General features: G+C 55.4%; 2 protein-coding genes, 1 tRNA gene and 2 rRNA genes. 4 read left to right on the forward strand and 1 reads right to left on the reverse strand.

The window, feature by feature from the left end:
- Positions 1 to 98: 98 nt before the first annotated feature.
- From NKK50_RS05900 to NKK50_RS05915, 4 genes are all read left to right on the forward strand, one after another.
- Positions 99 to 2,900: ribosomal RNA gene (locus NKK50_RS05900) — 23S ribosomal RNA — on the forward strand.
- Positions 2,901 to 3,102: 202 nt separating this feature from the next.
- A 5S ribosomal RNA gene (rrf, locus tag NKK50_RS05905) occupies positions 3,103 to 3,217 on the forward strand.
- A gap of 258 nt (positions 3,218 to 3,475) precedes the next feature.
- Positions 3,476 to 3,552, forward strand: a tRNA-Met gene (locus NKK50_RS05910).
- Between the two features lie 378 nt (positions 3,553 to 3,930).
- On the forward strand, positions 3,931 to 4,197 hold the full coding sequence (locus tag NKK50_RS05915) for a type II toxin-antitoxin system ParD family antitoxin (protein ID WP_031198915.1): 267 nt from the start codon (positions 3,931 to 3,933) through the stop codon (positions 4,195 to 4,197).
- Here NKK50_RS05915 and NKK50_RS05920 read toward each other — a convergent pair.
- Positions 4,170 to 4,493: a hypothetical protein gene (locus tag NKK50_RS05920; RefSeq protein WP_352543175.1), complete on the reverse strand. Its 324-nt coding sequence runs from the start codon at positions 4,491 to 4,493 to the stop codon at positions 4,170 to 4,172. The genes NKK50_RS05915 and NKK50_RS05920 overlap by 28 nt on opposite strands.
- Positions 4,494 to 5,000: the final 507 nt, after the last annotated feature.

Consider the following 5,000-nt stretch of genomic DNA (forward strand, 5'->3'; position numbering starts at 1 on the left):
CGACAATTCCTTTGGAATTGCGCGGACGCCAACCCCGCAAGGGAGAGGCTGAAGCGACAATCCTTCGGATTGCGCGGATGGGCATTGGCAATGAGAACGATCAAGTGTCTTAAGGGCAATTGGTGGATGCCTTGGCATGCACAGGCGATGAAGGACGTGATACGCTGCGATAAGCTACGGGGAGGTGCGAATACCCTTTGATCCGTAGATTTCCGAATGGGGAAACCCACCTAAGGTACTTGGAAAATCAGAGTAGCAGAGTGATCTGCTACTGTGGTTTCCAAGTATCGATAATAGGTAACTTATCCTGAATACATAGGGATAAAGTGGCGAACGCGGGGAACTGAAACATCTAAGTACCCGTAGGAAAGGACATCAACCGAGACTCCGGAAGTAGTGGCGAGCGAACCCGGACCAGGCCAGTGGCGATTGAGAGACAAGCGGAACCTTCTGGAAAGTAGGGCCATAGTGGGTGACAGCCCCGTACGCGTAATGCAATCAATCGTCCTCGAGTAAGGCGGGACACGTGAAATCCTGTCTGAAATTGGGAGGACCACCTTCCAAGCCTAAGTACTCGTGCATGACCGATAGCGAACTAGTACCGTGAGGGAAAGGTGAAAAGCACCCCGACAAGGGGAGTGAAAGAGTACCTGAAACCGATTGCCTACAAACAGTGGGAGCCCGCAAGGGTCACCACGTACCTTTTGTATAATGGGTCAGCGACTTAGTGTGACGAGCAAGCTTAAACCGCTAGGTGTAGGCGCAGCGAAAGCGAGTCTGAACAGGGCGTTCAGTTCGTCGCATTAGACCCGAAACCGAGTGATCTAGCCATGAGCAGGTTGAAGGTAAGGTAACACTTACTGGAGGACCGAACCCATAACTGTTGCAATAGTTCGGGATGACTTGTGGCTAGGGGTGAAAGGCCAATCAAACTCGGAAATAGCTGGTTCTCCGCGAAATCTATTTAGGTAGAGCGTCGACCGAATACCCCAGGGGGTAGAGCACTGGATGGGCTAGGGGTCCTCACCGGATTACCAAACCTAACCAAACTCCGAATACCTGGGAGTACTAGTCGGCAGACACACGGCGGGTGCTAACGTCCGTCGTGAAAAGGGAAACAACCCTGACCTACAGCTAAGGTCCCCAAGTTATGGCTAAGTGGGAAAGGATGTGAGGATCCCAAAACAACCAGGATGTTGGCTTAGAAGCAGCCATCATTTAAAGAAAGCGTAACAGCTCACTGGTCTAAATAAGGGTCTTTGCGCCGAAAATGTAACGGGGCTAAAGCCATACACCGAAGCTTAGGGTTTGGTCCGCAAGGGCCAAGCGGTAGCGGAGCGTTCTGTAAGCTGACGAAGCCGTACCCGTGAGGGGTGGTGGAGGTATCAGAAGTGCGAATGCTGACATGAGTAACGTAAGGGGAGTGAGAGACTCCCCCGCCGAAAGACCAAGGGTTCCTGCTTAAAGCTAATCTGAGCAGGGTTAGCCGGCCCCTAAGACGAGGCGGAAACGCGTAGTCGATGGGAACCACGTTAATATTCGTGGGCTTGGAGGTAGTGACGGATCGCACAAGTTGTCCAATCTTATCGGATTGAACGGGCAGCGGAGCGGTTCCAGGAAATAGCTCCTCCTTATAAACCGTACCCGAAACCGACACTGGTGGTCAGGTAGAGTATACCAAGGCGCTTGAGAGAACTATGCTGAAGGAACTCGGCAAATTGCACGCGTAACTTCGGAAGAAGCGTGACCCTTTTCTACGCAAGTAGAGGAGGGTGGCACAGACCAGGGGGTAGCGACTGTTTATCAAAAACACAGGGCTCTGCGAAGTCGCAAGACGACGTATAGGGTCTGACGCCTGCCCGGTGCTGGAAGGTTAAGAGGAGGGGTGCAAGCTCTGAATCGAAGCCCCAGTAAACGGCGGCCGTAACTATAACGGTCCTAAGGTAGCGAAATTCCTTGTCGGGTAAGTTCCGACCTGCACGAATGGCGTAACGACTTCCCCGCTGTCTCCAGCATAGACTCAGTGAAATTGAATTCCCCGTGAAGATGCGGGGTTCCTGCGGTTAGACGGAAAGACCCCGTGCACCTTTACTATAGCTTTACATTGGCATTCGTAGTGGCATGTGTAGGATAGGTGGTAGGCTTTGAAACCTGGGCGCCAGCTCAGGTGGAGCCACCCTTGAAATACCACCCTTATTACTATGGATGTCTAACCGCGGCCCGTTATCCGGGTCCGGGACAATGTATGGTGGGTAGTTTGACTGGGGCGGTCGCCTCCTAAAGAGTAACGGAGGCGCGCGATGGTGGGCTCAGAACGGTCGGAAATCGTTCGCTGAGTGCAATGGCATAAGCCTGCCTGACTGCGAGACTGACAAGTCGAGCAGAGACGAAAGTCGGTCATAGTGATCCGGTGGTCCCGCGTGGAAGGGCCATCGCTCAACGGATAAAAGGTACGCCGGGGATAACAGGCTGATGACCCCCAAGAGTCCATATCGACGGGGTTGTTTGGCACCTCGATGTCGACTCATCGCATCCTGGGGCTGGAGCAGGTCCCAAGGGTATGGCTGTTCGCCATTTAAAGCGGTACGTGAGTTGGGTTCAGAACGTCGTGAGACAGTTCGGTCCCTATCTGCCGTGGGTGTAGGAATATTGAAAGGATCTGTCCCTAGTACGAGAGGACCGGGATGGACGGATCTCTGGTGGACCTGTTGTGGCGCCAGCCGCATAGCAGGGTAGCTATATCCGGACGGGATAACCGCTGAAGGCATCTAAGCGGGAAACCCACCTTAAAACGAGTATTCCCTGAGAACCGTGGAAGACGACCACGTTGATAGGCCGGGTGTGGAAGAGCGGCAACGCTTGAAGCTTACCGGTACTAATAGTTCGATCGGCTTGATCGTTCTCATTCCTTATGCTCATCGTGAAACACGATGATCTGACCAGCGCTCACGCATGAGCGGCCCTTACAGGGCCTATGCTCCGCGAGGGCGCCGGAAAACCGGCGACGCGCAGTCGCGCTTGCGGGCTTACGCCCGTAAGCAAAACACAAACGTCGCCTTGGCACGAAAAAACAGCTTCTCGATATAACGTGCGTTTTGCCGACCTGGTGGTTATGGCGGAGCGGCTGCACCCGATCCCATTCCGAACTCGGCCGTGAAACGCTCCAGCGCTGATGGTACTTCGTCTCAAGACGCGGGAGAGTAGGTCGCTGCCAGGTCTGCAAAACGCACGTTGAACTCTCATCCGCAAACCGGATGAAACTGAAATCTTCTCTCTACGAAAAGGCCCGCCAAGGGATCACGGGCCGCGCAAGCGGCCCTTTCATTTGGTCAGCCATATACCTATGTGTAAGCCATCCTGTTCATAGGCCCAGGCTTACGTCCAGATAAGCAAGCAAACGCTTGCTTCAGATCCGGAGCAGGCAAGAGCTTGCCCTGGAGAGTCCGGAGCAAGCAAGAGCTTGCCCTGGAGGTGACGCGGGGTGGAGCAGCCCGGTAGCTCGTCAGGCTCATAACCTGAAGGTCACAGGTTCAAATCCTGTCCCCGCAACCAACAAAAAAAGCCCGCTTCACGCGGGCTTTTTGCGTTCGGACCGTGATCGATGGCGATTTTAACCTGCACCAGGGGTCGGAAGCAGGCGAAGCCGACGCCGTGGGACAGAAAAGCCAAATCATGACCCCCAACCGCCCGTAGCTCGCAAGCCTTTTTGTATTCGGCACCTTTGCCCACGCGAAGCCGGTTGGCTCCCGGCTCTGTCAGCGCGGCAACCGCCACGCGCCGGCGCGATCGTGACCGGACGCTTTGGACCCTGCAAAACCAGGCGACGAACCATTCTCTCGCCATCAGATCTTGGAAAACGAACCGTGATCGTGCGCTTCCAATCATTGTTACCGGGCTTTGACCGGCGCCATAATCTTCCAGGAGGGTGCCGTGCCCGACTACGCTCTGAACGACCACTATGAGAGCTTCATCAGGAAGCAGCTCGAATCAGGCCGCTACAACAGTGCCAGTGAGATTGTTCGCGCCGGCCTGCGTATGCTCGAGGATTTCGAGGCGGAGCGGGAGAGATGGCTGCGCGAGGAGGTTCCGGCGCGCCTGACCGAGCTCCGGCAGGATCCGGCTAAGGGCATCCCTGTCGAGACAGTTTTTTCGCGACTCGAGGCGCGTCATCACGCGAAGCAGGCGAAAGCCAAATAGGCATAAAGTAGCCAATGGAGCACCGCATTGTCTTTCACCGCAAGGCGGAAACTGAACTCGACCAGCTCTATGACGACATAGCGACCCGTGCGTCGCCGGCGATCGCTTGGAATTTCGTTGTCGGCATCCGCGACCATTGCCTGAGCGTGTCGACTTTTCCACAGTGCGGCACAGAGCGGGTCGAGATCATGCCTGGTCCGCGGATCATCGGCTGGCGACGTGCCGTCAGCATTGCTTTCGCAGTCGATGCCGAACGGGTCTGGTCCTGGGTATTTTTTCGCCGGCAGCAACATCACGGCGGAATTGCTGGAAGGCCGGCTCTGAAGCGCTGCTTAGGCTGGCGTGGGGATCGACACTCGCCAGGAGGCGATCCTCAGGCCGATGGTACGCATCTGCCGCCGAGGGGTGGGAGCTTGGTGGAAGAGTGATCCTCAGCGGAACACCACTCACAATTTCAGCCAAGCCAGCTCACGAATTTCCGCCCCGTGGATATCTCCACGAGAAATCGAAAAAACATCGTCGATGACTGTTGACAGTTCTGGTTGGTGGCGACTATATACGCCTCACGAACGAGGGCGGTGCGCCGCTGGCGGCGAAGCAGTTTGCTTCTGAGAAGCCCTTGTGAGAATTCAAGAGAGCCGCGTAAGCGACACTCGGACGGCCCCGAAGCCAGAGGTGGAACGGGCCACGACATTGCGTGAAGTGATGTCTGTTCTTTGAAAATTGAATATTGAAGAAAGAGAAACGTGGGCGGCAGAGTCCTGCTGAACCTCTTATCCCGCCAGGGATAGAAGGTTCGAACG

The sequence above is a fragment of the Mesorhizobium sp. M0001 genome (assembly GCF_040324255.1).
GTDB lineage: Bacteria > Pseudomonadota > Alphaproteobacteria > Rhizobiales > Rhizobiaceae > Mesorhizobium.